At 48.4% G+C, this 26,345-nt stretch carries 22 protein-coding genes and 1 pseudogene; 7 read left to right on the forward strand and 16 right to left on the reverse strand.

Features of this window, described 5'->3' with window-relative positions; all coding sequences use genetic code 11:
- Window positions 1-337: 337 nt before the first annotated feature.
- The 5 genes from IE064_RS04055 to IE064_RS04075 all read right to left on the reverse strand — a co-directional run bounded on the left by IE064_RS04055 (window position 338) and on the right by IE064_RS04075 (window position 7,130).
- Window positions 338-2,641: a S9 family peptidase gene (locus IE064_RS04055; protein ID WP_189616643.1), complete on the reverse strand. Its 2,304-nt coding sequence runs from the start codon at window positions 2,639-2,641 to the stop codon at window positions 338-340.
- 124 nt (window positions 2,642-2,765) lie between these two features.
- The gene (locus IE064_RS04060; protein ID WP_189616645.1) at window positions 2,766-4,271 is read right to left on the reverse strand and encodes a DHA2 family efflux MFS transporter permease subunit; all 1,506 of its coding nucleotides are present in this window, start codon (window positions 4,269-4,271) and stop codon (window positions 2,766-2,768) included.
- A gap of 3 nt (window positions 4,272-4,274) precedes the next feature.
- On the reverse strand, window positions 4,275-5,492 hold the full coding sequence (locus IE064_RS04065; RefSeq protein ID WP_189616647.1) for an HlyD family secretion protein: 1,218 nt from the start codon (window positions 5,490-5,492) through the stop codon (window positions 4,275-4,277).
- 29 nt (window positions 5,493-5,521) lie between these two features.
- Complete coding sequence (locus IE064_RS04070; RefSeq protein WP_133039363.1) at window positions 5,522-5,989, reverse strand: MarR family transcriptional regulator; 468 nt, start codon at window positions 5,987-5,989, stop codon at window positions 5,522-5,524.
- A gap of 409 nt (window positions 5,990-6,398) precedes the next feature.
- Complete coding sequence (locus IE064_RS04075) at window positions 6,399-7,130, reverse strand: DUF4197 domain-containing protein (RefSeq protein ID WP_189616649.1); 732 nt, start codon at window positions 7,128-7,130, stop codon at window positions 6,399-6,401.
- Window positions 7,131-8,195: 1,065 nt separating this feature from the next.
- Between IE064_RS04075 and IE064_RS04080 the strand changes: the two genes are divergently transcribed.
- Window positions 8,196-9,203 carry a hypothetical protein gene (locus IE064_RS04080; protein ID WP_189616651.1) on the forward strand — a complete coding sequence of 336 codons (1,008 nt, stop codon included), beginning with the start codon at window positions 8,196-8,198 and terminating at the stop codon, window positions 9,201-9,203.
- A gap of 29 nt (window positions 9,204-9,232) precedes the next feature.
- On the forward strand, window positions 9,233-10,360 hold the full coding sequence (locus IE064_RS04085; RefSeq protein ID WP_189616653.1) for a DUF3800 domain-containing protein: 1,128 nt from the start codon (window positions 9,233-9,235) through the stop codon (window positions 10,358-10,360).
- A gap of 155 nt (window positions 10,361-10,515) precedes the next feature.
- Here IE064_RS04085 and IE064_RS04090 read toward each other — a convergent pair whose 3' ends face one another.
- Complete coding sequence (locus IE064_RS04090; RefSeq protein ID WP_189616656.1) at window positions 10,516-10,860, reverse strand: hypothetical protein; 345 nt, start codon at window positions 10,858-10,860, stop codon at window positions 10,516-10,518.
- Window positions 10,861-11,374: 514 nt separating this feature from the next.
- On the opposite strand from IE064_RS04090, the gene yegD reads away from it, so the two are divergent.
- Window positions 11,375-12,727 (forward strand): molecular chaperone, encoded by a 1,353-nt coding sequence (yegD, locus tag IE064_RS04095; RefSeq protein ID WP_189616658.1) that lies wholly within the window; start codon window positions 11,375-11,377, stop codon window positions 12,725-12,727.
- 45 nt (window positions 12,728-12,772) lie between these two features.
- On the opposite strand, the gene IE064_RS04100 is transcribed toward yegD, so the two are convergent.
- On the reverse strand, window positions 12,773-13,552 hold the full coding sequence (locus IE064_RS04100; RefSeq protein WP_189616660.1) for an NAD(P)H-dependent oxidoreductase: 780 nt from the start codon (window positions 13,550-13,552) through the stop codon (window positions 12,773-12,775).
- A gap of 87 nt (window positions 13,553-13,639) precedes the next feature.
- Here IE064_RS04100 and IE064_RS04105 point away from each other — a divergent pair, with 87 nt between their 5' ends.
- Window positions 13,640-14,545 (forward strand): LysR family transcriptional regulator, encoded by a 906-nt coding sequence (locus tag IE064_RS04105; protein ID WP_189616662.1) that lies wholly within the window; start codon window positions 13,640-13,642, stop codon window positions 14,543-14,545.
- On the opposite strand, the gene IE064_RS04110 is transcribed toward IE064_RS04105, so the two are convergent.
- Window positions 14,535-15,233, reverse strand: coding sequence for a 2'-5' RNA ligase family protein (locus tag IE064_RS04110; protein WP_189616664.1), 699 nt, complete (start codon window positions 15,231-15,233; stop codon window positions 14,535-14,537). The two genes, IE064_RS04105 and IE064_RS04110, sit on opposite strands and share 11 nt — an antisense overlap.
- Window positions 15,234-15,568: 335 nt before the next feature.
- The gene (locus tag IE064_RS04115; protein ID WP_189616666.1) at window positions 15,569-16,327 is read right to left on the reverse strand and encodes an SDR family oxidoreductase; all 759 of its coding nucleotides are present in this window, start codon (window positions 16,325-16,327) and stop codon (window positions 15,569-15,571) included.
- 111 nt (window positions 16,328-16,438) lie between these two features.
- Between IE064_RS04115 and IE064_RS04120 the strand changes: the two genes are divergently transcribed.
- Complete coding sequence (locus IE064_RS04120; protein ID WP_189616667.1) at window positions 16,439-17,053, forward strand: TetR/AcrR family transcriptional regulator; 615 nt, start codon at window positions 16,439-16,441, stop codon at window positions 17,051-17,053.
- A 284-nt stretch (window positions 17,054-17,337) separates the two neighbouring features.
- Here IE064_RS04120 and IE064_RS04125 read toward each other — a convergent pair whose 3' ends face one another.
- Entirely contained in the window at window positions 17,338-17,730 is a 393-nt protein-coding gene (locus tag IE064_RS04125; RefSeq protein WP_189616669.1) for a nuclear transport factor 2 family protein, read from the reverse strand.
- A gap of 111 nt (window positions 17,731-17,841) precedes the next feature.
- A complete protein-coding gene (locus tag IE064_RS04130) occupies window positions 17,842-18,861 on the reverse strand; it encodes an NADP-dependent oxidoreductase (RefSeq protein ID WP_189616671.1) in 1,020 nt (339 codons plus the stop codon).
- 96 nt (window positions 18,862-18,957) lie between these two features.
- Between IE064_RS04130 and IE064_RS18285 the strand changes: the two genes are divergently transcribed.
- Complete coding sequence (locus IE064_RS18285) at window positions 18,958-19,506, forward strand: TetR/AcrR family transcriptional regulator (RefSeq protein WP_189616673.1); 549 nt, start codon at window positions 18,958-18,960, stop codon at window positions 19,504-19,506.
- Window positions 19,507-19,570: 64 nt separating this feature from the next.
- A pseudogene (locus IE064_RS04140) lies at window positions 19,571-19,909 on the forward strand (IS110 family transposase); the annotation flags it as partial.
- Window positions 19,910-20,186: 277 nt separating this feature from the next.
- Here the strand turns inward: IE064_RS04140 and IE064_RS04145 are convergent.
- The 5 genes from IE064_RS04145 to IE064_RS04165 all read right to left on the reverse strand — a co-directional run bounded on the left by IE064_RS04145 (window position 20,187) and on the right by IE064_RS04165 (window position 26,052).
- Window positions 20,187-20,615, reverse strand: coding sequence for a hypothetical protein (locus IE064_RS04145; protein WP_189616676.1), 429 nt, complete (start codon window positions 20,613-20,615; stop codon window positions 20,187-20,189).
- A gap of 84 nt (window positions 20,616-20,699) precedes the next feature.
- Window positions 20,700-20,933, reverse strand: coding sequence for a hypothetical protein (locus IE064_RS04150; RefSeq protein ID WP_189616678.1), 234 nt, complete (start codon window positions 20,931-20,933; stop codon window positions 20,700-20,702).
- A 174-nt stretch (window positions 20,934-21,107) separates the two neighbouring features.
- Window positions 21,108-22,280, reverse strand: a complete 1,173-nt coding sequence (locus IE064_RS04155; protein WP_189616680.1) for a PD-(D/E)XK nuclease domain-containing protein — start codon at window positions 22,278-22,280, stop codon at window positions 21,108-21,110.
- Window positions 22,268-24,460 (reverse strand): argonaute/piwi family protein, encoded by a 2,193-nt coding sequence (locus IE064_RS04160; RefSeq protein ID WP_189616682.1) that lies wholly within the window; start codon window positions 24,458-24,460, stop codon window positions 22,268-22,270. Before IE064_RS04160 ends, IE064_RS04155 begins: the two co-directional genes overlap by 13 nt.
- An 839-nt stretch (window positions 24,461-25,299) precedes the next feature.
- Window positions 25,300-26,052: an EAL domain-containing protein gene (locus IE064_RS04165; RefSeq protein WP_189616684.1), complete on the reverse strand. Its 753-nt coding sequence runs from the start codon at window positions 26,050-26,052 to the stop codon at window positions 25,300-25,302.
- Between the last annotated feature and the right edge of the window lie 293 nt (window positions 26,053-26,345).

Consider the following 26,345-nt stretch of genomic DNA (forward strand, 5'->3'; position numbering starts at 1 on the left):
GATTACTAATATTAAATGTGACATAGATCACTTAAAAAACGATTTTTGCCGCACTTAACAACTACTCAACAGTGTTTCTGCTGGATAAAAACCAGCCATGGGACATTTTTACCCTAGCTGACAAAGGTATTTTTAGTGATTGTGCCGCTTGGTGGTGACAGCAAAGATTGGTAAGCGCCCATGTACCACAGGCAATGGCAGTATCGGCGGCTAATGCTGCACTATTTGTATTGTATACGGCGCGACTCACATAAGAACGAAGAGCAGATGACTCAAACCGCGGCTGCCACAAATAAGCCGTACCACCTAGCACGGCTTATTGGTATCGGTGCGCCGATTATTTGGCTGGCGTTAGCAGATACTTCTCGAAAAACAGCGTCTTCAGTGTCTGCAGATGCAGCGTTGTGCCCTCACCTTCTTTAAGTGCATGGGTACGGTTGGGATAAGACATAAACTCAAACTGTTTGTTGTATTTCACCAGTTCGTTAATTAGCTCTTCAGTGCCCTGATAATGCACATTATCATCACCGGTACCATGCACCAACAGTAACTTGCCCGTGAGGTTTTTAGCAAAAGTGATAGGCGAGCTTTGAGTGTAACTCTCTGGATCGGTTTTGGGATTGCCGGAGTAACGCTCCTGATAAATGGAGTCATACAGACGGATATCCGCCACTGGCGCAAATGCGGCACCTACCTTGAACTTGTCGCCATGACGGAACAGCAGATTCAAGGTTGAACTGCCACCGCCGGAATGCCCCCAGACACCTACGCGCTCAGTATCAATTTGTGGCCAGCGTTTAGCCATGGCATCTAGCGCATCCACTTGGTCACGCACCGTGATAATGCCGATTTTTTTGTAAATGGATTTACGCCAATCACGACCTTTAGGTGCACGGGTGCCACGGTTATCCACTGACACCATGATAAAACCATGCTGGGCCATCATGCTGGACCACAGGTAGTTATCACCGCCCCAAACATCTTGCACAGTGGAGCCCCAAGGTTCGCCGTAGACGTAAAAAATAATCGGATACTTTTTAGATTTATCCATATGTGGTGGGAACATCACCCAGCCATCCAGCACTACACCGTCACGAGCCTGCACCTGGAAAAACTGATGTGGCGGCAGCTCCAGTGTCGCCAGTTTAGCTTTTAGTTCCGCATTATCCGTCAGCGCTTTGATGGTTTTATGACCATCGACTTTGATGATTTCGCTGGAAGGCGGTAGATCAAAGCAACTGTGGCTATGCATCGCCAAACTGCCATCTTTGGAAATGTAGTAATGGTTATTGCCGCTGAATTGTTCTGGAGTAATACGGGTCACTTTGCCGCTGCCATCGAGACTGGCCTTAAACAGATAACGCGCCTCAGGATGATCGGGCGATGCAGTGAAATAGAGACTGTTGGTGGCTTCATTCAACGTTAGCAGTTCAACCACATCGTAGTTACCCGGCGTTAAATCCACCACGCTTTTACCATCGCGGGACACCCGATACAGATGACGCCAGCCGTCACGTTCGCTGTGCCAAATAAAATGACTGCCGTCTTTTTCCCATTCAGCCTGATAGAACCACTCTAGGAAGGCGTCATCATGCTCGGTCATAATGCTGGTCAGCTGTTGCTTGTGCCAGTCAAACAAGCGTAATACGTTAGTATTCTGTGGCCGATTCACATCTTGGATCAACACCGCCTCACTGGTGCCAGCCCAGCTAATACGTGGCACATAGCGATCTCGATTATCACCGGGCAACGGTGCCCAACGGGTCTTTTTGTCCTTAATATTGACCACCCCAATGCGCACGGCAGAATTCTGCTCGCCCGCTTTGGGATAGGGAAATTGGGTGATGGTTGGATAGAGCCCGGCGGTGTTATTGATCATGGTGAATAACTTCACGCCGCTGCTATCGAGCTGCCAGTAAGCAATATTCTGGCTGTCAGGACTCCAGAGGAAACCATCCTTGATAGTGAATTCCTCTTCATAAACCCAGTCAAAATGCCCGTTGATTAAGGTATCGCTGCCATCAGTAGTCAGTTGGGTGACCTTACTGCTGCCCAGCGACTCCATATAGATATTGTTATTTTTGACGTACGCAACTCGTTTGCTGTCAGGCGAGAATTTAGCGAACATCAACACCTTGGCATCGGGCTGCTTGCCACCCAATTGGTACAGCTTGTTATTCTTCAGATTCAAGACCCAAAAATCCCCCCGGGTACGACTGCGCCACACCTTCTGCCCGTTGGTAAAGACTAACAGCCATTGGCCATCGTCAGACCACTGATAATCTTCAATGGTGAGCGCCTCTTTGGCTCCGGTGGGGGTCAGTTGCTCCAGCGATACCAGCACCTTACGGCCACTACCATCGGCCTGATAAAATACGATGTCGCTGCCTTTGACGCCGTGTTCTTCATCAGTCTGGGGTTTGGCGTCGGCTTGTTTGTCGCGGGATTCGAGTACGGTATAACCGCTACCATCATCCAGCCAGCGGAAATAAGGCGCGCGTTGTGGCTTGAATTCTTTATCCTGGAAAATCCGTTTTAGGGTGAGCTGAGCACTGGCATCCGCTGGTGCACCTGCGGAGACACAACCGCCCAAACCGAATAACAGCGCAGCGACATATAGTAGAGTTTTGTAGATGTTCATGAGTTTTGTTATTGAATTTATTATTGAAAGAATCAGCTATTCATTAACATAAATCACATAATTTATACAATATTTTGTCGGCTAAACTTCGTTAGCAGATGTGTACCGTCCTTGGCACTCCGACTTAATGGCTATGGAAGAAGGGGGGTTTGGCAAACCAGATAATCACAATCAAACCGATAAACATCCAGCCCAGCAGTGTGAAATAGTCAATAGTGGACATCATCACCGCCTGCTGTTGCAGCATTCGTTCAATCTGCGCCAAATTGCTCTGGGTCACGCCCCCCATCTGTTGCAGATAATGCACGGCCTTGTCATTCAACAGACTGATATTTTCATTGAGCTGCGCCCGGTGAAAAATTTCACGGCGATCCCACAGCCAGATACTCAGTGACGAAGCAAAACTGCCGCCCAGGACCCGCAAAAAGGTCGCCAAGCCTGAGCCATCAGCAATCTCATGGTGTTCCAGATTTGATAATAAAATGGTGGTCAGAGGCATAAAGAACAGCACCACGCCCAAGCCCATAAACAATTGCACCAATGCTACCGAGGCAAAATCCACTTGCAGGTTAAACCCGGCACGCATAAAACTGGACGCCCCCATCACCATAAAGGAACCTGTCACCAGCAACCGCAGATCAAACTTATGGGAATACTTACCCATCAGTGACGATGTCAGCAGCGGAATAACGCCCATTGGTGCCGCCGCGAGCCCAGCCCAGATGGCGGTGTAACCCATATTGATCTGTAGCCATTGTGGCAGAATAAGTGCGATTGCAAAAAACGCCGCATAACCAAACACCAACGCGATAGTGCCAGCGGTAAAGTTTCTATCGCGAAACAGCGACAGATTAACAATGGGATGGTCACTGGTGAGCTCCCAGATAACAAAGGCCACCAATGACACCAGCGATACCAACCCCAACGACACAATAAAACTGGAAGAGAACCAGTCGAGGTCGTTGCCTTTATCTAGCATGATCTGCAGTGCGCCCACCCCAATAACCAGCAGTGACAAACCACCAAAATCGATGGGGTTGCGCACGGTATCTTCTTGGCGGCCACGCAGTTGCATAAAGACCACCAGCGCGGCAAAAATCCCAATGGGCACATTGATGTAAAAAATCCAGCGCCAGGAGTAATTATCGGTGATCCAGCCACCGGTTATCGGCCCAACAATCGGCGCCACCACCGTCACCATGCCTATCAGCGCTAATGCCAGGCCGCGCTTATCACGGGGAAAAATCGCCATCATTAGCGTTTGCGACATTGGGAATAACGGCCCCGAGAAGAAACCTTGCAGCGCCCGAAACAGGATCAGTTCATTCATCGACTGCGCCATACCACAAAGAAATGAGGTAATCGCAAACATGATCACCGCTCCTAGGAACAGCTTAGTTTCACCAATCGTACGCGACACCCAGCCAGTCAGAGGCAACGCAATGGCATTACATACCGCAAAGGAAGTAATAACCCAGGTACTTTGATCAGACGAAACCCCAAGGTTACCGGCAATGGTGGGCAATGCCACGTTAGCAATCGTGGTATCCAGTACCTGCATAAAGGTCGCCAGCGACAGCCCCAGTGTTGCCAACACCAGATTCTGCGGCCGGAACTGATAGTTGCTCATCCGTTAGAGACCCTTGCTGTCAGCCACAACGACGTCACCGGGCTTGATGCCATTATCTTGCAGAATCTGCTCAACCAGTTTGTGTGCCTGCTGCAACTGATCGTCGTATATATCGGTGCTGAAACGTGGTTTGGTCACCGGCGTCTGTGCCAGCAATGGGCCTTTTTCATCTTTAAGATGCACAGTTACCTGCGTGGACAGCCCAATGCGTAACGGATGTTGCTGCAACTGTTGCGGATTATCAAACACCACCCGCACCGGCAGACGTCGCACGATTTTGATCCAGTTTCCGGTCGCATTTTGTTCCGGCAACAGCGCGAAAGCGCTGCCAGTGCCGATCCCTAAGCTGGCGATATGTCCTTGAAAATGCACATCATCACCGTAAAGATCTGCCACAATGTCCACTGGCTGTCCAATGCGCATAGCCGCCATCTGGCTTTCCTTAAAGTTGGCGTCAATCCACACCTGCTGCAGCGGCACCACCACCATCAGGGCAGTTCCTGCCGACAGTTGTTGCCCCACCTGCACGGCGCGTTTAGCAATATAGCCTGACTCAGGCGCCTTAATCTGGGCATACTGCAGATTGAGATAGGCATTCTGCAGTTGGGCAATCGCACTCTTGATTGCCGGATGATTGGCGATGCTGACGCCTTCGGTAAGGGCCAATTTGGCATTTAGCGCCTGTTTTACCGCGGTGAGTTGATTCTCTGCCGCTTTCAGGCTGTCCTGATAATGGGTCACTTCTTCATCGGAGATCAGATTGCGTTTTGCCAGTTTTACCCGCCGCTGATAATCCGTCATTGCCTGGCGGTAATTAACCTCTTGTACCTGTACCTGAGCCTGGTAGTTGTCGACATCGTTATACAAACCACGGGTCTGGCGCACCACATTGGCGAGGTTTGCTTCAGCGCTATCCAATGCAATCCGGGCATCACTGGGATCAAGCGTTACCAGCGTCTGGCCTTTCTCGACATAGTCACCTTCATCGGCAAATACCTGGGTCACCGTTCCGGGAACTTTCGGCGCAATAGTGATGAGATTTCCCTGCACATAGGCATCATCGGTGTCTTCATAGAATCGGCCGTATTCCTGCTGGTAAACGTAGGCTCCGATGCCAGTTCCAGCCACAACCAGCAGCAATCCCAGCAGATATTGTTTACGCTTGCTAGATTTTGCTGGGGCTGACACTGCGGGCTGTTTGTCTGTTGTTTGCTCAACCATAAATGTCTCGTTTGATATTCATAAAAAAGTTATTCCGGTTGCTGCTCCAGCACACCACCGGCACAAAGAATTTTGCGCAGCAATAGTTCCAGCTGTGCAATATCCTGGTCATCCAGTCCCTGGGTGAACTCATTCAGCATTTCCGCGATCATTTCCGGCATCTGCTGACAAAATGCGTGACCGCTTTCGGTGAGTTGCAGCGCGATACGGCGTCGATCCTTACTGTCTCGCACCCGCTGTAACAGTTGTTTCTGTTCCAGTCGATCGAGCATGCGAGTCGTAGCACCGCCGTCAATCGATAAGCGCTGGCTCAACACACTGCAGCTCTCAACATGATCGCGATGGATCATCATCAACACTTTGAACTGCTGCGCCGTGATATCCAATGGTAGCAAGTGTCGGGTCAGTACCCGGTCTTTGTATTGGTTCACCAAATGCAGCAAGTGCCCCAACGAAAAAGGATTTTGTTCAATTTTGCTTGCGGTAAAATATGCCATGTCAATATTTGCCTAGGCAATTAAATAAAAGTGAATATACGCCTGCAATGCTGCTGGCGCAATAGCAATAACTCTGCACAACTCTGCTGCTGGGGAATTTAGTCGTCTTCGGTTATCGGCATTGGTTTGGGCAGCAAATCCTCACCTGCCACCTGAAAAATAAATACTAGGTCGAAATTTTTTCAAAAACGACAATTGCCTTAACCGTGACCGTTGCAGTATTCGGTTTAGACTTTGGGTAAGTGTTTGCGGCTGTCATCCGCTCGGAGCTAGCACGACTAAAGTTGATCACGCCGCTGCATGTTGCGCGTCTGATGAAGGCAATAAACTATCCGTAACCTCACGATGGTGTGAGGGACAACTACGATAATGCGGATAAGCTATTGTCCTCTAAAAAGGTGAGAAATCATTACAACTTGGGCTGTTGTAATTCTTGGCGAATACTCAGTTCCTCCTTCGCTATTTTACGGAACATCCCGCCCATTGCTTGTTCGGCGACATACTGCGTAAGCCGTTCTTGGGCGACATTCTCAGGGTTATCTTGCAACCGCTGCGCGGTCGCCAACGACTGTTGCACATCATTCGCCTTTGCAGCAATGTTGTCCGCCTTACTTTTAGCCTCCAGCAACTTTCCATAGAGCTCAACCGCACCATTAGCATTGAGTTCCTTTGTAATTACGGGCAATAATGCGGTTTGCACCATTTCGCCAGCATGTTGCTTCAAATATTGACTAGCCCCCTGATTACCCGCGTTGAGAACGCCAACTAAGGTAGGCTCATCCATGTTGGTGATGATATTTTTTAGCAAAGGCCCAGCCACAGGGATCGCATGCTCAGCCGCTTGATTCATCAATGTTTGTAATAGGTTAGCGTCAGGATTTTGCTTAAGTTCACTGGCGACACCCGCAACAATACCGATAGGTGGTGGTAGCAAAATACGCACTAACGGGTCATTGAGGTAACCCCCGCTTTTTGCCAATTCATCCACCACGGCATCAATTCCAACCATTAGCCGTTCAGCAAATTTATCCGCCAACATTTGTTGAAATTTTTGCTGCACGCTACTTTCTAGATCCGCCACCATTGAGGTGCAAGCACAGACAACAAGCGATAAAAACGTTACTGCAATTTTACGAAACATAGAATTTCCATGACGCTAAAATATTAATAATCACCGCCATAGGGTTGTAGCGGCGTTGCGTGAATTAATTTTCGATAAACGTTTACAACTGAAATGTTCCAAAACGTCCGGTCATAGGAGAAGCTGCTCAGGTGCTCTCAACGCACTCGCGCCAAATGTTTCTAAAATGCAGATACTTAGGGAGAGTTGACGAGCGTAAGAATGGATAAATAACACGTTGGGATTGCTTTGAGATGTTGCCAAACCAGACTACACGATGAGTATCGCGCATCATGATATATTCCTACGAAAGCGGAGGTTAGAGTTGAAGCATAAAGAAAGACAATTTATGCGGTTCGATAATCTACAACTCCGTACCATTAACCTCAAGCAGAAACGATTCGTCCTGAAATAAACCTAAGGTCGTCTTTTAACTACAGCTGCTTATCCGGTTTAACGGGTAGTGTTTAGGATTCAGATAAACTAGCTAAAAAGATGTGTCCATGAGCCATAAACACTGTCACTTCGTTTTCTTGGAGGTATACACGCAGGGCACTTCGCTATTATGCCCTACGTATCGGCCCCGTTATTGAATAGTAATTTATAAGGGATATCTATGAAGTGGCCCTCACTGTGAGGAAAATATTAGATTTTTCTATAATAAATTTAATATGTTAAGCGTAAAACATTGCAGTCCATATTGCAACAAACGGATAAAAATGAAACCAAGTTGGAAGCTAATACTTCTTATGGTTCCAACCTTCATCATATTGCCCCCAAAGTTATTCAGCATGTGATTTTAGGCTAACTCTGACATACAAAGATTGACCAAATCTTAGTAATGCGACAATGTTACTACATAAGCAGTTGAGGCAAGTTTACACTCAGCCACCGCCAGCCACCTTCATGTGAGGAACAACCTTCTCAAAGTTGGCGAAATACGGAGAGTTCAGATACAAGGAAGTCACATAGCCTATTATCATGCGCACCGCCTACGTCATCTGTCACTCACAAAACAAGCCACGGCAACGGACACGGAAAACCGCACCGTTGTGTTATGATCGTTATACCTACGGATGGTTTTGATTGATGGACATAGTTTCGTTGATAGCCCTTGTGCTTCTGCCTCTTCTTTTACCAGTATTGGTCGTTTCGGCAGTTTTGGGCAGTGGTTCTCGGATTTTAGAGCGACTCAAGTCCACGATGACGCTAGATGAAGAGCGAGGACTTGCTGAACAAGGACTACTATGGGTCTCAATAATTTCTCCATTTCTATATTTTATCGCCTTGGGTGTAATCGCCTGGAGGGGTTATTCGGTCTCTTTGACAAGTGATGGATTGAGTGTGTTTTTTTCAATTAGCGCACTGCCTCTAGGCGCTTTATCTCTTTCATTACCATTGTCTGTTCTTGTGTCTCGCCTACATGCAACGAAACAAACGGCTAAGCAGATTAAAATTACAAATCAGAAAAATAACATCGACCTTTTTCATTCTCACAGAAAAGAGCTATTCAGTTATTTCGATCAGATAGGTGAAGTTGAGTATCTTGGTTGCTTGACCGGGAAGTTCAAAGTACACCCAAGAGTTCATAAAAATTTCTTTATTGGTAAGCCTGAGAATGGAGTTCCACAACTAAATATAAATGCATTCGAAGATATCGAGAGAGAGTTGTCATCGGCTAGGTGGGAATTGGATTTAATCATTCGAGACGCCAAGCCGGAATTTACTTACAGTTTTTATATCGTCACATTTTGTAGCACAATTTATCGGTTAAGTGAAAAACTTGGGTTGCCAGAAATATACGTTGAGCTTGCGGAACGCAGCATCCTCGTTCCAACGAAGCTCCAAGGTAAAGAAGAAATGGAGCTTTTAACCGTTGGTAAGACGACGGATGAAGCGGTTGCAGCATACAGATACGCAAAAAGTTATTATCATAATCTTTGCGATTTTTCTGGTAAAGAGCCAGTTCATGAAGAGAATGATAATTTAAAGTATATAGAAATGGGCGGAAAATTTAGGAAAGTAAAGGACGAAAAAGTCATTGAAAGGTTGCACAAGAATGAAATCCAACAGGCTATCCAAGCTAAGGCATAACATGCGCTACTAGGGACATAAGGATAGATATGAGCAAAGGTAAAGAAGGAGCTTTCATATATGCAGATGAATCTGGTCACTCAGGCAAAGAAATTTTTGATTCAAAGTCACCTATTTATTATCAAGGCGCAGTAATATCTATTGGTGAGATTGAAACCAAAGTTGCACCAATAATTCAAAAATATTGCGCTGATAATGGACTGGAAAGATTGCATGGTTACGAACTTGGAGAAGATAAAGTAAATAGCCTTTGCTTAGAGTTACTGGATGCTTTAGACGGTACTCAATGGATATTTCATTACACAACACTTCAAAAAAGGTATATAGCACCTACAAAATTTGTTGATACTGTCTTTGATTGTTGGGATAACCCCGCAGTCCATCCTTTCTGGTACACAACTGAACTTTTCAGACACACATTATGTATATTAATAGATGACATGATGGAAGACGGTTTAGATGTTGAGTTTTGGAACTGTTATTTAAAAGATGATTTGGATGGACTAATTAATATATGTAAAGCTTTGTTGGAAAAAGCGCCATATATTTATGACAAAAGGGCATGTGAAGTTGTCACTGCAGGACTAAGTTACGCGATAGATAACCCTTATATATTCACCCTTATATCAGCTAAAGGTAAAAGCGCTTATAAAAAACAGACACCAAATATTATTGCTTTTTCTAGTTTATTAACTGCCACGCATAGATTTTGCAAAGAGTATGGCGTATCAGTTTCTGAACTTATCCATGATCAGAGCGATGAGTTTAAAGGAACGATGCGAGAGTACCACCGCATTTTTTTTGGTGTTGATTTTGAAGAAGATAAATTCGGTGGAATCCCACAATTTAAAGAAGTTGAATATAACTTGGGGAAATTCAAATTAGAATCTTCAAAGATATCTTATGGATTACAAGTAACGGATCTTTTCTTATGGTTAATTCAACGAGATGTTAAAAATAATAGCCTTGAAGAAACCAAGGCTAAGATATTAGACAACTCCGATGATTTCGTTATTTCAAGATCAATGTCTTTAGCAATTATCCAAGCTAGGTACTTCCAATTAATTCAGCAAGAGCTAACGCCTGAGATGATAAAAGCAGGTAAAGAGCTAAACAAAAAAATTGAAGCTAACCAAAGAGCAGCAATGGATAAGTGAATATAACAAGTGCATGTTGTCAGACTGGTTTTCTGCTGCGTTCCAAACCTGCCGAAAATGCAAACGTTAGCCCATAGGAATTTTTATGCGAAATGCACCTGATACAACCGACGACCTAAAACGTTTTTTGTCCACAAACTATTTAACGTCCTTTTCTAACGCTTGTTGCTCACCAAATTAATGCCAAACAACAGCAATATTTTTTCAATCACCATCGCTAATACATTCAATACAGCAATAAAGCTGTAAAGACCCACATCAGTCGCGGTCCAATGACCAATAAATGAGTTAGGCGCAAAGTAGCGTGCGGCAGATGCCAGCAGCAAGCTCACCACAAATACAACACAAAAAAACAGCCCATGTTTGGTAATAACACTGGTAACAAACTCATTGGACGACGTTTTACTTAACTTCCGTCCCAACATCAATCCTGGAACTAGCAATACAACACCCAGTACCAAAGTCACCGCACCTACAGCCCAAAATGCTTTCCAATCCATGTAGACAACTCCATTTTTTTATTGCTTATCAGCTAACTATTTAGCTCCCTAGCTTATAGGGTATTGACGCTAAAGGCTTAGTCATACCGCGTGTGTTGCGATTTAGATGTAGCAGTATGTCGCCCGCAGTCTCTTAGGGGAAGCATCGCAGTAAAAAATTCGTAGAATTGGAGTGGTAAAGATCCAGAGATAGCAAAAATCATTTTTCTAAATAGCTGTTCCTAATTGCGCTTCACCCGAGGAATAGAGGTTATTCCGATAAGTCGACCCTCCGCGTCAGGGATGGCGCGGTGGAGCCCCATGGACGGGTTTATGCGTGTCGACGTTGGGAATGGCCTCTGTGATCTGGCATTGAGAACACTTATTTAGGAAGACACTCACCCAAGCTTTGGTAGTTTTATGGCACAGCCGCCAGTAGTAGTCGGATAAACACTAGATGCTGTTAACGGCATTGGCATTCATGGATGATTTGCGTTAGTTTATGCGGCTTTCTTGGCGGCAACACGGGAATAACATGTTTATCGGGTTTGATTACGGCACCTCCAACTGCTCGGTGGCACGTATGCTGGACGGAGAGCCACAGTTACTGCCGCTGGAAAATACCAGTCATTATCTGCCATCCACATTAGCGGCGCCGACCCGTGAATCGGTTTCCGAGTACCTGTTCCGCCATTATCAGATCCAGCCGCTAGACGCTGTTGGTCAACAGTTGCTGCGCCGCTCCGTGGCCGCCAACCGCGAAGAAGGCATTGACCTACAAGCGGAAGATCTGCTGTTTGGTCAAGCGGCCTTAGCACTGTATCTGGCGCATCCGCAAGATTTATATTACGTCAAATCGCCTAAGTCATTTCTAGGTGCTATGGGCCTGCATGAGGTTCAGCTAAGCTTTTTTGAAGATCTGGTGTGCGCCATGATGGCCAATATCAAGCGGCGCGCCGAGCAGGTCACCCAGCAGACCATCGACGATGCCGTTATAGGTCGTCCGATTAATTTTCAAGGCAGCGGCGGTGAAGAGTCTAACCGCCAAGCTGAAAACATTTTGCGCCGAGCCGCCAACCGCGCCGGTTTCCGTCAGGTTGAATTTCAGTTTGAGCCGGTCGCCGCCGGGCTGGAATATGAAGCTGGACTGACGCAGGAACAAACCGTGTTAGTAGTCGATATCGGCGGGGGAACCACGGACTGTTCATTGCTAAGGATGGGCCCCAACTGGCGCAAGAAAAAGGATCGCAGTGGCAGTTTATTGGCCCATAGCGGCCAACGCGTGGGCGGTAACGACTTGGATATTCATTTGGCGTTTCGGCAACTGATGCCGTATTTCGGCTTGGGCAGCTTGCTGGACTCCGGGCTGGAAATGCCAATAAAACAGCTGTGGAATCCGGTGGCGATTAACGATCTATCAGCCCAAAACGATTTTTATGCGCAGCGCAATCTGGCAGAACTCAAACTACTGCACAAAGAAGCACGAGAACCGCAAAAACTGGCACGTTTGTTACAGGTGTATCACGACACCCTTGGTTACAGCCTAGTGCGCCGCGCTGAGGAAGCCAAAATCGCCTTGTCGCAACAGGCGGAATTTCACAGTACGCTGGCATTAGCAACTGAAGTGCTGCCACTCACCATCCGTTACGATGAGATGCTGCAAGCGCTGGATGGCCCCAAACAGCAGATCACAAAGCTGGTACGCGAAGCGTTAACCCAAGGTGACAGTGTTCCTGATGTGATCTTTATGACTGGCGGATCTGCGCGCTCACCGCTATTACGGCAAGCGGTAGCAGAAGTATTACCGCAAGTGCCCTTGGTCAGCGGTAACGATTTTGGCTCAGTTACCGCCGGGCTGGCACGTTGGGCTGAGGTGTGCTTCGGCTAACCACCAGCCAGACGCTACGCCTGTTGCAAGGCATGGTGACAAGCCTTAGCTCTCCCGCACATGCACCGCAAAACCGCCCTGTTCAGGCAGAATATCATCGCGTAATGTCATAGCTGGGATCTGATAATCACCAAAGTTTTGCCGCCGGAATGGAATGGGCGTAGTGGTGGCTAAGGTATCCAACCGCTGGGCTAGCTGTTGGCAAGCCTCGGTAAATGCCGATGGCTGCATCTTCTGTACCCGATAAAGCACCAACGGTGGCAACACACTAAAACCGGGATAAAACAAACAACCATGCTGAATTGGAAACAGCAGATCATCAATGGGGCCGTTGATACCACGGGAGCTGTAATGTGAATCCCAACCGCCGGTGGTCACCAGCAACATGGCGCGCTTCCCGGTCATTACCCCTTCACCGTAACGGTCGCCCCAGCGGCTATCAGAAAACTCGCCAACGCCATAGGCAAAACCGTGTGCGTACACCCGATCAAACCACCCTTTCATGATGGCTGGCATCGAAAACCACCACAGAGGAAACTGGAAAATCACCGTATCGGCCCAGAGAAGTTTTTGCTGTTCCGCCTTGATATCTGCATTTTGGGTATCGTCTTTAAAAGCCACCGCCGAATCTAGCGAAGCATCAAAGCGACCGGGTTGCCGTGCGGGAAAGTCTCGGCTATCCAATGTTGCTTTCCAATTCATCGCATACAGATCGGACACCTGTACCTGATGCCCGACCTGTTGTAAATGTGACACGGCAAAATCTCGCAAGGCACCGTTGAGTGATTGGGGTTCGGGGTGTGCGTAAACCAGTAAAATATTCATAACTGACCTCAATTGTTGGCTAAGGTCTACACAATAGGATTTAATCATGTATACGAATAATGAATTTCTAAAATTGCAGGTATTATCATGGTTAATATAAAGACACTGGATCTTAACCTGCTGCGGACGCTCGATGTATTACTGGCGGAACACAATGTCACACGCACGGCGCAACGGCTACATCTGTCGCAACCAACGATTAGCGTGCAACTGTCAAAGCTACGGGAAATATTTCATGACCCGCTGTTACTGCCCGATGCCCGCGGCATGCGACCCACTGCGCTGGCAGATCAGTTACGTCAACCGCTACGGCAAGCGTTAGCTGAACTGGAGCAGGCACTAGTGGCAGTGCAGCCGTTTATGCCACAAGAAGCCAACATCATCTGGCGTATCGCCGCCTTTGACTATGGCGAAACCACCATTTTGCGGCCAGCGTTGGCGCAACTACGGCAACTAGCACCCCATGCCAAAATTGCCGTATCACAGGTGATGCCCGCTGGATTACAGGCCCGCATGGAGCGGGGCGAGATAGATCTGGCCTTTCATGTTAGGAATACCGCGCCACCGACACTACGCAGTCGCCTATTATTCAGTGAACACTATCGGTTAGCGGCCCGCAAAGGCCATCCGGCGTTACAACAACCACTGACCCTTGAGCGCTTCTGTGCGTTGGAGCATGTCATTGTCTCACCTAGCGGGGGCGGTTTTGCCGGGGCCACCGATGCAGCGCTAACCGCCATCGGCCAGCAACGCAATGTGGTACTGTCGGTGCCACATTTTCTGTTTATGGTGGAAGTGTTAAAAAGCAGCGACTTAGTAGCGATGCTGCCGAGCCGCTTGATCGACCCGCAGCAGATGGACAGTGCCGAAGCACCCGTTGCCGTTGCCCCATTCGAGATGATGATGCTGTGGCACGAGCGTTCGCATCGCGATCCTTCCCATCAATGGTTGCGCGAGTTATTTGCCTCCAGTGCAACGGGGGCTAAGGCTTGAAAAAATATTCCGCGAGCACTTGCCGCTGTTGGCCCCACGCATCGGTAACGCCGATACCCAAGCCGATAATCTCACCATTAGCACGCGGTATTTGCTGCTGCATTAACTGCTGGAATTTTACCAGCTGCGGATTTTTCTCAGCCGCCAGCAGCGTCAGATGTGGCTCAAAATTCTGGAACACATTGGGGCTGCCATAACGCTCAAATGCTGCCAATTTACCGGGATAGGCTTTCACCCATTCGGGCAATACAGGATGGGGATCACGCAGGGGTTCTAGTGCCAGCGTCACTTTATCAGCAAGCCGTTGCAACTCCCGGCTGTGCTCCACATCAATAAATGCCCAGTTACCTTTGGTCACCGTAAAGCCTTTGGCAATTAAAGGTATTGGCTGGTACTGCTGACTCAGTTGCTGCACCGCCCGTTTGATGGCGGCGTCGCTAGCGTCAGGAAATGCCGTCAGATACAGCGTGATATGCACCGGGCGCCCCTGCTGATAAAAACTCTGCATGCCATAAGTGGCTAACTGCTTGCTGGTATCACTCACCAGTTGCACTATCGGTTTAGACGGAATGGCATATACATCCAGCGTCTGCGCCGCTTGCCCGGTGCCAGCGACCAGCCACAGTGCTAAGGTGAAGAGTCCATACCAGCCATTTTTAAAGATTTGGAAACGCAGTAATTTGTGCATGTTAAATCCATTCGTTTTACACCTGATTAGCCGCGATTATAGCGAGTTATCCAATAAAGCGTGCATTACCAATGGCTGCCGTAAATTTTTATGCGGTAAAGGCATGGTCATAGACTACGCCAAAGACTTTCCCGCCGCGCCTATCTTGACGGCCCTTAACACTAGGTTATGAACAAGGTCCACCACAGCCCTCACCGTTGTGATTAAGAAGAGGTGCTCGCGGTACAGTATCAGCAACAAACGCTTAGGCCAAGCAAACAACCGTCAATACGTTCACAGTGAAATGAGCGGTGCGTTGTCACTGCCGTTAGCAATTGGCAGTGACAATCCCGTCATTACACCATCTCTAGGTTTGCCGCTTCTGCCCATGTAATGGCATCGGCACCAGCAGGTAACAACATTGGCGCGATCGGCGTATTAACCATGTACCACACAGCCTTAGCAACATCTTCAGCATAAGTGACAGGTTCAGTTGATTCTTGCCATCCAGAAAATACTTCTTGAGTTAACGCTAAGTATGGTTCTGGAAATTTCAGATTTTGCACACCGGCATTTTCGCCAAAACGTGTACTTGGAGCACGCCCAGGTAATACCGCCCCGACCCTAATGTTAAATTGTGCTAGCTCTAACGCGAGCGACTTTGTAAAGGCATTCACCGCCGCCTTACTCGCCGTATAGATAGATAATAGTGGCAGCGATTTCAGCGTAACGCTGGATGTGATATTCACAATCATGCCGGATTTCTGCGCCCTAAATTGCGGCAACACCGCCTGAATCATTGCCATAGTGCCAAAGGTGTTGGTTTCAAAAATTTCGCGGATTTTTTGTAGTGGCGTTCCCTCCAATGCGTTTAAGAAACCAATCCCGGCATTATTCACTAGCACATCAATTGCCCCGGCAGCTGCAACCGCTTTATGGATTGAGTCGATGTCCGTGACATCCAAAGGCAGGATGCGTAGCCTATCGGAATTGGGCAAAATACCATCGCAAGGGGTACGCATAGTCGCGATAACCTGCCAATCGTGCGCAAGGAAGTACTTGGCAATTTCAAGGCCAAACCCTGAAGAACATCCGGTAATCATAACGGTTTTCATGTGGTAAACTCCTGCTGAAAAATGAATGTTTGCAAAGCATTTTTAGTAAAAACATAATTACGATACATTATAGTTTCGAAACTAACAAGTATCGAATTAGATGAGGCATGCATGACTTCCCCAGAAAAAGCCACGGCTACGGTAGGACGAAAACGCAATCACAAACTGGATGAGGCTATTCTTGAGTCCGCTATCGATATCCTCGCCGAAGCGGGTTTTGATGGCATGACCATGGATATGGTGTCCACTCAGGCAAAAGTAGGTAAAGCAACGGTCTACCGCCGCTGGTCTTCCAAAGCGGAGCTCGTACGTGATGCCATGGTTCACATGAGTCGAAATTCCCTTAATATCGAACATCTACCCGATACAGGAACACTCAGAAGCGACCTGATGGCGCTGCTCAAGCCGCATTCGCTAGAATATAGCGAGCGCAAACTGAAGGTACTTGCTGGGCTGGGGTCTTTCTACGCTGGCTACCAGGAAATAGCGGAAGATGCCATGCAGGGAATTTTCGAGCCATGGAGTGTACTTAACCGAACACTGATGCTACGGGCTCAAGAGAGAGGGGAAATTTCGCCCCAGGCAGATATTGATATGGCATGTGAGATAATTGTCGCCATGGTGACCTACCACAGTCGCATCGAACACCGCGTTTTTAGCAAAGAAGACTATGCCACCTTACTGGATCATATTTTGTTGCCCGCACTCAAACACGCAGAAGGCTAATCGATAGCCGTGGCTTATGAGCGCTGCCCTATCATCAGTCTTCGGCGACACAGAAGACCGCTCCAACTATAGCGGTCTCAATGGCCTTAACTGGGGCAAACACCGCTTTGGCAGCGTACTCTCACCACATTGCGACAGTGACTTATCATTTCTAGTGCAGAAATGAGCCATCATGCCCCATTTTTCAAATTTTGGGTTAATGCAGTTTTGGATAAAAGCGGGCTAGATTGTTAGCTATAAGGTCGCTGTGGTGGATATGTCAGCAGATTGCTGACAAACGGCTTTCAGATTTTGGTGGAGGCCATGGTGTTTTGACTCGCACTAAGTTCATCGCCTAAAGCAACGGTCGCCTCCTCAATGCGCACGAAGCGTCCGTCAGAGCCTCGCTGTGCAAACACGTATACCTCTTGGAGAACACGCGCGCCGTCGTGCATGACTAGGTCGACAACGTGACGTTCGGCGTAAAGCTCCTCGGTGGCGACCTCATCGATGACGGTAATCTTGGCCTGTTTGAGCGCTTGCCGAAGACGGACCATACCATCAAGAAAGGCCGTACGGTCAATCCAGTTTCCATTGACGCGCTGGCGGAAGTCCGGAGCAAAGTGCCTATCCATGGCTTCTTGAATGGGCACTTGAGGGGTGAGTAAGTCGTCGACTGCATTTTTGATTGTTGACATGAAAGTTCTCGTTATTGGCTTTCGCGCGCTCCGTTAGCGGTAGCTCAAAGCCGCCCCCGAGTTCCAGACGCGGCCTTGAGGCTGTGCGCCTCGCTTTGGAGAGCGCTGGTGTTACTTGACCGTAAGTACAATCTTTCCTTGCACGCCCCCACGGGCGGCACGATCGTGGGCGCTTCGCGCATCCGCAAGCGCAAACGTGCTATCAACGCCGACGCGAACGGTTCCAGCGGCGAGCAAATCGGCGAGTTGCGCGAGTTGCGCACCACTCGAACGGACCTGCACTGACGAAACCGTGACACCCAGCTTTTCCGCCTCGTCCGCACCAGAGAAACCCAGCGGAAAGATGGGAAACAGCGCACCACCGCGCTTAAGCGTTGGCAAAAAGCGACCTGTAGTCGGCCCACCCACCGCATCGATGACCAAATCGAGGTCATGTACATGCTCCTCCACCTTGGTCTTGGTGTAATCGATGAATTCGTCCGCACCAAGGTCGCGCACGAATGCCTCGTGCCTGCCAGCCGCGACGGCAATGACCCTCGCGCCCTTCCATTTGGCAAGTTGCAAGGCGAACTGCCCCACGCCGCCAGCGGCCCCGTTGACTAGGACGGTCTTGCCCTCAAGTGGCACCGGCTCGTGTCTGTACGGCTGTAACGGATTTGGTTCGTTGTGACCCAAATCAATCATAAACTGCCATGCGGTCAGCAGAGACATCGGTGCCGCTGCTGCATGCACATGGTCAATTCCCGCTGGCTTCAAAGCAAGTTCAGTAGCCGGTACGCTGACATACTCAGCGTACGCACGGCTACCACCGGCCAAGCCGCTGGGGAAACGAACCATCGAGTACACCTCATCACCGATAGAGAAGGCGGTCACGTCTTCAGCCACAGCCGCGACGACACCCGAGATGTCGGTGCCTAGAATTACGGGGAAGTCCACCTTCGGCTGCCACTCCGGTGGCAGCATTTTGTAGCCATCGCGCAGATACCAGTCCGGGGGATTCAGGCCCACAGCGTGAACGCGTACTAGCACCTCCCCGGGTTTGATCTCAGGTACAGGAGAGTCTTCGTAGAGCAGCACTTCTGGGCCACCAAATTCATGCTGTTGAATGGCCTTCATAGTCTTGGTTGGCATTGCATTTTCCTTTCAGAACAAATAATCTATCAAAAACGGAGCGACGCTCCGACTATTTAAATATACGGAGCGGCGCTCCGATTATCAAGAGAAATCATGCGATCTGATGCAAAAAAGAATTACAATCGCCTTCTAGAGGTGGCACGGCAAGTTGTCACTGAGCAGGGCGCCGACTTGTCGCTACGTGAGGTTGCTCGCAGAGCGGAGGTCGGACTTGGTACGCTGTACCGACACTTCCCGACAAGGGAAGCGTTGTTGGAGGCACTTCTGCGAACGAGCTTTGAGGAGCTAGCGGCACGCGCGGACTTATTCACGGCCTCGAACTCGTCCGACGAGGCTCTGGTTTTGTGGCTGCGGGAGACCATAGCATTTACGTACAGCCATCGAGGTGTTCTTTCGCTGATGATGGGTGCCATCGAAGATATGGACTCAGCCCTTCATACCTCCTGCGTAACGCTGCGCGCAGCAGGCACCGAACTCCTTACGCGTGCGCAATCAGAGGGAAAAGCGCGACAAGACATTGATGGCACTGACCTCTTTGCCCTGATAGCTGCGCTTGCTTGGGTGCGTGAGCAACCAAGTGCCGCGGCACGCGCAGATCATTTGTTTGAGGTAATAACTAGCGCTTTACTGACACCGCATTGATGCGTTGCCGGAGCCTGTTCGGCTCAACACTGCTCGGACGAGGCGATAGCTTGTACTGAACTATGGCCAGAAACGCCATCTGGGTGCCATTACAAAATCAGGCAACAGCCGAGCAAGGCGCATACTGATTGAAGGCCCACACAGTTATCGGTATCCAGCGAATGTCTCCACTGAATTACAGTTAAGGCAAGAAGGCTTACCTAAGGACATCGTCGATATTGCCTGGAAGGCACAGCTTCGCCTATGTAAAAGTTATCAACGAATGAATCAGAAAGGGAAACACTACAACCTCATTGTTACTGCGATTGCTAGAGAAATGGCTGTCTACATCTGGGCTATTGCCAAAGAAGTCGTACTCACATCGGTTAATCCCAAACTACAGTTAAGTCGAGTTCCAGCATGAACAGCGAGTTTGAGCTAACGCATTCTGATCGGGCCGCGGAATGTGGCACAACCTACGAGGGTGTTATGATGGCAATAGCCTAAGGGTTATGCTCCACGAGCATTGACTGATGAGAAGGTGCTACGGCGGATTGAGTAAGGTCAGCTCTGCTTATTCAAAGAGTAAGTAACCTACGAATAGCAGACCGACGACATTACTGCCTCATCCGGTGCGTTAGCTCATCTATTTAAGTGTAAAGAACAACTGATGATGGACTGCAAGAATGTCAGGGAAGCACTCATTCAGGATTGACAAAGGAAGTCATACCAACACCGTCGCCTGCAACGCCTTGTTGAGTTGTGTTCTCCGTCAAAATAAATGACACATCTTGCATTGAACTAAAGGGTTTAAGGGAAGCTTCTGATTCGATAGAGAAAACATGCCCCCCAACGGCCCAGACAGCAACATCCGCGGCAAGTCCCCATGACGTTATCCTTCCACGACCAAGGATGAACTCGCCTTTATTTTTAAACAGCGATTCCTCTGGCCACCGAACCCTGAAGAATCTCATACAATAGAATTCAATTTCGTTCCATTCAAGGAGCCTTTGAACCTTATTTATATGCTTGATCTGAGACGTGTACGTATCACTCATACTTTCAGGAAGCGAAGCAGCAACCCCATTCAAGATTGAAAGCTCGAAAGGATATAGATTACTTCTGAACATTACTTTTCAACCCAACGTTAAAGTCCGACCGCCGCTTTTTGGCGTCGGATGGACACCTTGTATGTGGTGACGTGTGCGTCGTTCTCACTCTTGAAACTCCCACGGGATTTCCTTTTTGAATAGAGCAATTGCCTGCTCAACAAGCTCAAGATCTAGGTCCTTTTTGTATAGGGTGACCTCTCGGGTCTTTTTAGTATCATCCCGAAAGACTTCGAGAAGCATTTCACTTCCAGAATAAACTTCTATTCCGATTCCATCCCTAACATCGCCAACATCACTAGCAACGATATACTTTTCGATCTTGGAATATTCACCCATGCTTGCTCCTCAATCGATTGCCACATAACGCTTTCCTTTGGGGCTGAAGTGAAGCGCAGCGGAAAATTTGTCCGACAGCAACGTCTTGTTAGATGCCACGCTCACGATGTCATTAATTCTGCCAACACTTTCCTACAGTTGAGTGCAGATCTAATTCTGTTCAAATTCCTTAATCTAACCCTGTGGCCGACCATCCATAGTGGATGGCGCACTAACCACGACACACCCGTTAATGCCGCCTATCTTCAACACACCCTCCTTGAACTTAGCGTGCTCCTGCGTCGCACGAGTGCAATCCCACAGGAAATTGACGATATGCGCATCCTTGTATTTCGCGTCAGCGCGATAAAGCGAGGCGTCTTCGGCAATCTCACCGATGAGCGCCGGGAAAGATTTCTTCATATCCTTACGGTACTTAACTTCTATAATCGTGTGCAGTGACGGAAGGTAGAGATCAATGCGCGGATTCTTCTGCCCAACGGGCTGGAGATTCACTTCATCCGCGAGGTCGTTGAAGATCGGCCCGAGCAGAACATAGAGAAGGTTCTGAACGTGGTATTCGTTCTCTACCGGCCACTTTACGGGTTCCGCGCCTCGCGTGCGGCCCGAATCCTCCCATGTCCACCGCTTGAGGCCGACGGGGATGTGCTCCAGAAATCCCAGAAGATCATCGAGGCACCAGCCCTTCGGCGGCACGACAGCCACATCCTGATTGACTTGATCGAAAACGTAGACCATCAGGGACAAGAGCGCCGCCGAAGCGTCCCCCTGCGCCGTTGCTCGGAATTCACCCATGAAGCGGTCGATCAGAGCCATGCGGCTTCGGTGATCGTCGATCCGCTGAATCTCGTGGTAGTGAAGAAAGAGCGGCACGCACGCGCTGGCGTAGATGGCGGATTCCCCGTTGCGGACGTACTCTGCGATATCTTTCTCGAAAAGATTGAGATGGTCGCTGCCCGCCTGCTGCGCAAGGAAACCGGATGTCCAGTTCTCGAACTCGTAGGCGATGCGGCTATCGTTCACTTGTCCAGCCAACCATTTCACGGCCATGACGCCAAACATATCGGAGACCCACGGGCGCGGCGTCGAGTCGATTTTGGCAGCCTGACCGAGCAGGCGCGAGACATCCTGGTTGGGGACGGTTTCCTCCAGAACGCCAAGACCCGCAATCGCGCAGCGCTGGTACAAGGAAAGCGTCGCAAAATCGAAGGCCGTAGCACCGTCCTTTGACAAGCCCAGAAAATGTAAAAAGGTGGATTTGAAAGGGTCGGCGTGCGCGCTCTCGATCACCTTGCGGTGCAGATACTCGCGTAACTGGTACGCGTTCTCCTTCTCTACAGAAACCATTGCGATTGCCCAATTTTACCGATCATCACCGAGTCATTCCATCCCGGAAGCTGATTTAGCCAACCGAGGTTTCGTGCAATCAGGTCGGAATAGCTGATCGTCACCGGCATGGGATTGGGGAAGTAGCTGCGCCAGGAGTGCGAGGCGAAACTATAGAGCTGAGCGCTCAGATACCTAACGTCCTTGAAGGTCGAATCCTTATGAATATCGAGGATTACACCGCGCGGATGTCCGTCTGTATCCTGCCGCAATTCGCGCTGACCGATCAGATAGACGAGCATTTCATGCTTGGAGAGCTTGAAGGTCTTTCCGCGCGGTGGCGCTAGCTTTCCTTTCTGCTCACCTGCCGTCGCGGAGTCGAACATATGTAGTCCGTGATCTTCCGAGATTTTCAGGAATGCATACTCGATCTGATATTCCCGGTACTTGTCGATCACAGTGCAAACGGCTTCGATCTCTTCCTTGTTGAACTTCTTGACCTGCGCATGAAAGATCAGGCGGATCGTGTCGCCTTTCTGCCAGTTCATGCGCTTTTGAATTTTCTCGATAGTTTCACCGAGAACTGAGGTTAGAGCCTCGCAGTAGGCTTCCGGCACGACGGCCTTCGAGGTATTCGAGACAATATAGCTGCCGTCTCCGGAGAAGACCGTGGTGATGCCCATAATCCGTTGAATATCCGCTCCACGCTCTTGCCCGATGTTGGCGCTGCCGATGCCAATCACGAGTTCATGCGAGAGTGTAGGGGAGGATTTTAGCAGCCAAGGAACGCCGCCCATCTTGGCGTAGCAAGCCAGCGCCAAATTGTTGAGCGAATAGCCGAGTGAATAGTCAGATTGTGCCAACAGCTCTATCGTGAAATCCTGAACGGGAACTTGATGCAGGAAGAACAGGCTCTTGCCGAGATAATACGGATTCTCTGTGACCTTGAGTTTCTTGAAAGATTGCCGAACCTGCACGAGGGCCAAATCCCATCGTCCACCGTCATCCGCCTTCCTCCGGATCGCAGCCTCAATAGCGTTCTTGTATGCCTCCACGCTTTCGGTGGCCGTTGCAAACACCTCCACGCGACTAGTTCCCAAGGCGAACTTGCCTTCAAGGCCATTGCTGAAATACTTGCTGCTTGAAATTCCTTTCAAGAGCTTGCGGACGAACTGTTCGACGCGGCCCTTATCATGCTGAGCGCAGATGACACAGATTGACGGATCGTTTCGGTCGAATGTGCGCTTCGTATAGGGACCGCTCTGCGTAAGCCCTTTCTCGGCCCAATCAGCCTCACCGTTGTCGTTGAAGACGAATAAGGGTTTCTGCATCTGCCCACAATCCTTCTGGATATCGGGCGCATCCTCAATCTCGATGCGTGTTCCGTCAATCAGCGGAATAGCCTTCGACTGGATGTACTTTTTGAGCGTGTCTATGCGGGCTTTCTTGTTCTCGCCTCCATTGAAGATGGAGACTGACTGCCGGATACGCTCGACGATGGCGTCCTTCTGAGCACCGTGCGTATGCAGAATATAGTCGTCGAAGTTTGTCCGGCTGGCTTCAAGGTAAACATCCTTTGCATCTGCCTGCACGACCTGGCCGTCAGGCTGGGTGACCTGTAACGTCTCGCCTTTGATCGCGCTCACTGATCCCACGAGCTTTCTGTACCCATCCTCTTGTTCTGTGACGACGTAGCGGCCTATGAGATCGAATCCACCATATAGGAAAAACAGGCCGTTCTCTTTGAGAACCCTTCGTGTTGTGCAGTCAATAACAAGGCACGGATGGTCATGCACATAACGAGTGTTGATTGAATATTTGGCACAGACTTTAAACGGATAGGCGTCACCGAGAATCGGAGCGAGGAGATTATCCTCCGGTTTGGTACTTACCAGCTCAATGGGATTGAAGCCAAGAGGATTACGTCCGAGCCCTGTAAGATGACGGGACAACCCGTCCTTGACCAGTGAGCAGAAGATACCGAAGTTGTCATTGAGAGGAATGGTGATCAGCGTACCAGAAACGGGAAACGTGCCGTCTGATGAAAAGATCAGAATATTGTCGCCCTGCCGACGGAAGGAGTGCGTCGATCCGTGTTTAGAGCGAAGACCATCCAGCGTCTCCTTGACATAGGGAACCTGGAGAGCGTCAAGATCCGCATTGGGGATTTTGAGTGGAAATGCGTTCAGGGAAACAGACAAAACTCGCTCCTTTCTTTGGTCAATGCGTGTACCTTTTTGGGCGTCTAACGCCTGGGCTAAACGGCCGATTTGGAGGCGCACCGCGCCGGAAAAGCGGTCCGCTTAAGCCCCTGGTTAAGCCTTTGCTCGCCACGGCACAAGCGCTATATGCTTTAGCTTTGAAACAGATTTTTGCTTCAACTAGGGAGTTTCTTTCTATTTCTGGAATTCCTGAATCCACTTCCCCTTCAGGGCTGAGCCATAGGCGAGCGGCTGAGTCCCATTCCCATTCATCTTCACCAACTTGTATTATTTCTGAAATTCCAAGAAGTGCGTTTTTACAAACTTTGCACTGAAGCAAGACTATCTGTGTCGGCCAACCTGAATATTCGAGACTGAGCTCCACAGATCCGCGTTCAACGCAGTCGACCTTGGATTCGCAATGTGGACAATCAGTGATCACTCGAAATTCTCCTTTTGGCCTAACAGTGTTTAGACGACAAAATGTCGTGTTTAATTCCGACATTTTGTCCAAATTCGTGAATTTACATAAAGAGATATTACTGACATTCTTTTGATAAATAAAAATATTTTTATTTTTTGAGCAGTCGTTCGTACATCAAAATATGCCAAAATGTCTGAAATTTGCCTATTTTGCGACATCTGATGATGCTGCACATATCTATCCAGTTTTAACACATGACTGGAAACTTCCACCAAAGGTGGATATAGATGAGAATTTCTAGGGCATAAACCCCGTTTGTTGCTTGTTCCACCAACAACTTGCTAACTCACTTTCGTGCAGACATGCGACTATGTCGTGCGCTCCCAGCATGGACTTCACATATTGACTTCGTGCTTTATAAAATACTGAAGTTTACCTCGGGTAATGATTCAAAACTGGGTTTAGCAAAGTAGTAGCCTTGCATCAGATCAATCCCGATATCTCGTAAGAAGCACATCTCTTCTTTAGTTTCTATGCCTTCAGCAAGAGGGGTTATGTTTAGTTCTCGAAACATAGCAACCGTATTTTTAACCACTATCTGCCGGACAGGATCTTTGTCTATATTGCGGATAAGCTCCATATCGAGCTTGGCAATATCAGTCTGAAAATCAGCAAGCAAGTTCAACCCTGAATATCCAGAGCCAAAATCATCAATCGCTGTTTTAAAGCCTAAACTTTTATAATATTCAACAATATTTTTAATATGTTGATTATCTTTAACTTTCTCAACCTCTGTGAATTCAAACATAATTTGAGCAATTGGAAAGCCATATTCTTTGGCGGCTTCTAATGTTGTCCGTATGCAACGTTCCGGCCGATAAACTGCATTAGGTAAAAAATTAATGCTGACCATTTGGCTAATGTTTAATTTGGCCGCCAGCGCTATGGCTTTAACGCGACATAACTGGTCAAACCGATAGCGATTATCATCATTAACCTGAGAGATAACAGAAAATGCAGATTCGTTATTGAGACCTCGAACTAATGCCTCATAACCGAAAATCGTTTTTGATGAATATTGAATGATGGGTTGAAATGCCATAGTAAAATCAAATCCGAGGTCGGATGATTCCTGACATTGCTTACATGACGCCCCTAATTTATCCATGTTCTCTCACAAGTGCTGATTATTTGATTATATTGCAATTTAATTTCAAAAAATTGGGCGTGGAAGGTATATGATTCAAATACGCTTACCCGATCTATCCTCATGACACGACTGGATATACATAACTGCATTTACCCCATATAGCCCAAATATAAATGCGTACGAGTATCTATCAGTATTGCCTAGAATGTAGCGGCTTTCTATAAAAGATACGCGCTGCTAGGGCCGCTGGTGATTTTACAAGCAATCCTTTCAATTAAATACATTAATTATTTGATTTTATTTAATAAATT

The sequence above is a fragment of the Shewanella fodinae genome (genome assembly GCF_014651955.1).
GTDB lineage: Bacteria > Pseudomonadota > Gammaproteobacteria > Enterobacterales > Shewanellaceae > Shewanella > Shewanella fodinae.

Excerpts from the sequence above, each read along its gene's own strand:
- IE064_RS04055 (WP_189616643.1), bottom strand. The coding sequence starts at position 2,641 with ATGAACATCTACAAAACTCTACTATATGTCGCTGCGCTGTTATTCGGT.
- IE064_RS04060 (WP_189616645.1), bottom strand. The coding sequence starts at position 4,271 with ATGAGCAACTATCAGTTCCGGCCGCAGAATCTGGTGTTGGCAACACTG.
- IE064_RS04065 (WP_189616647.1), bottom strand. The coding sequence starts at position 5,492 with ATGGTTGAGCAAACAACAGACAAACAGCCCGCAGTGTCAGCCCCAGCA.
- IE064_RS04070 (WP_133039363.1), bottom strand. The coding sequence starts at position 5,989 with ATGGCATATTTTACCGCAAGCAAAATTGAACAAAATCCTTTTTCGTTG.
- IE064_RS04075 (WP_189616649.1), bottom strand. The coding sequence starts at position 7,130 with ATGTTTCGTAAAATTGCAGTAACGTTTTTATCGCTTGTTGTCTGTGCT.
- IE064_RS04085 (WP_189616653.1), top strand. The coding sequence starts at position 9,233 with ATGAGCAAAGGTAAAGAAGGAGCTTTCATATATGCAGATGAATCTGGT.
- IE064_RS04090 (WP_189616656.1), bottom strand. The coding sequence starts at position 10,860 with ATGGATTGGAAAGCATTTTGGGCTGTAGGTGCGGTGACTTTGGTACTG.
- yegD (WP_189616658.1), top strand. The coding sequence starts at position 11,375 with ATGTTTATCGGGTTTGATTACGGCACCTCCAACTGCTCGGTGGCACGT.
- IE064_RS04100 (WP_189616660.1), bottom strand. The coding sequence starts at position 13,552 with ATGAATATTTTACTGGTTTACGCACACCCCGAACCCCAATCACTCAAC.
- IE064_RS04105 (WP_189616662.1), top strand. The coding sequence starts at position 13,640 with ATGGTTAATATAAAGACACTGGATCTTAACCTGCTGCGGACGCTCGAT.
- IE064_RS04110 (WP_189616664.1), bottom strand. The coding sequence starts at position 15,233 with ATGCACAAATTACTGCGTTTCCAAATCTTTAAAAATGGCTGGTATGGA.
- IE064_RS04115 (WP_189616666.1), bottom strand. The coding sequence starts at position 16,327 with ATGAAAACCGTTATGATTACCGGATGTTCTTCAGGGTTTGGCCTTGAA.
- IE064_RS04120 (WP_189616667.1), top strand. The coding sequence starts at position 16,439 with ATGACTTCCCCAGAAAAAGCCACGGCTACGGTAGGACGAAAACGCAAT.
- IE064_RS04125 (WP_189616669.1), bottom strand. The coding sequence starts at position 17,730 with ATGTCAACAATCAAAAATGCAGTCGACGACTTACTCACCCCTCAAGTG.
- IE064_RS04130 (WP_189616671.1), bottom strand. The coding sequence starts at position 18,861 with ATGCCAACCAAGACTATGAAGGCCATTCAACAGCATGAATTTGGTGGC.
- IE064_RS18285 (WP_189616673.1), top strand. The coding sequence starts at position 18,958 with ATGCGATCTGATGCAAAAAAGAATTACAATCGCCTTCTAGAGGTGGCA.
- IE064_RS04145 (WP_189616676.1), bottom strand. The coding sequence starts at position 20,615 with ATGTTCAGAAGTAATCTATATCCTTTCGAGCTTTCAATCTTGAATGGG.
- IE064_RS04150 (WP_189616678.1), bottom strand. The coding sequence starts at position 20,933 with ATGGGTGAATATTCCAAGATCGAAAAGTATATCGTTGCTAGTGATGTT.
- IE064_RS04155 (WP_189616680.1), bottom strand. The coding sequence starts at position 22,280 with ATGGTTTCTGTAGAGAAGGAGAACGCGTACCAGTTACGCGAGTATCTG.
- IE064_RS04165 (WP_189616684.1), bottom strand. The coding sequence starts at position 26,052 with ATGGATAAATTAGGGGCGTCATGTAAGCAATGTCAGGAATCATCCGAC.